1 protein-coding gene is annotated in these 737 nt (G+C 68.7%); it reads left to right on the forward strand.

What is annotated here, in order from left to right:
- Positions 1-737 (forward strand): methyl-accepting chemotaxis protein (locus tag NMQ14_RS19620; protein ID WP_257098512.1); only part of this gene is annotated, 737 nt, incomplete at both ends.

A 737-nucleotide genomic window follows, 5' to 3' on the forward strand; every position in this document is an offset into this window, starting at 1 on the left:
AGTGCGCAGAAGGCGAACGAGCTGGGTCGTCAGAGCAACGAGGCGGTGATGCGCGGTGCGGAGACGGTCAAGCGTGTGGTGAGCACGATGAGCGACATCCAGGATTCGAGCAAGAAGATCGCCGACATCATCGGCGTGATCGACTCGATCGCGTTCCAGACGAACATTCTGGCGCTGAACGCGGCGGTGGAAGCGGCGCGCGCGGGCGAGCAGGGCCGGGGCTTTGCGGTGGTGGCGAGCGAGGTGAGGAATCTTGCGCAGCGCAGCGCGCAGGCGGCCAAGGAGATCAAGGGGCTGATCGCCGACTCGGTAGAGCGGGTCGACGGGGGCGCGAAGCTGGTGGCCGAGGCGGGCGCGACGATGGAGCAGGTGGTTGACAGCTTCCGGCAGGTGACGGGGCTGGTGACGGACATTGCGTCGGCGAGCCAGGAGCAGGCGAGCGGGATATCGCAGGTGACGCAGGCGGTGAGCCAGATGGATGGCGTGACGCAGCAGAACGCGGCGCTGGTGGAAGAGGCGGCGGCAGCGGCGGAAAGTCTGGAAGAGCAGGCGAGGTCGTTGATGCGCGCGGTGGGACAGTTCCGGCTGGACGAGCATGGCGTTCGCGGCGGTGGCGCCGGGGTGCCGTTCGAAGGTGCATCGCTGAGGCAGCGTGAGGCGGCGAACAGCGAACCGGTGCTGCCGCGTTCGCGCGGCGGGGCGCTGGGCAAGGTGAGGCGGGTTCAGCCTGCCACCGC

The sequence above is a fragment of the Methyloversatilis sp. XJ19-13 genome, assembly GCF_024580155.1.
In the GTDB taxonomy this organism is placed as follows: domain Bacteria; phylum Pseudomonadota; class Gammaproteobacteria; order Burkholderiales; family Rhodocyclaceae; genus Methyloversatilis.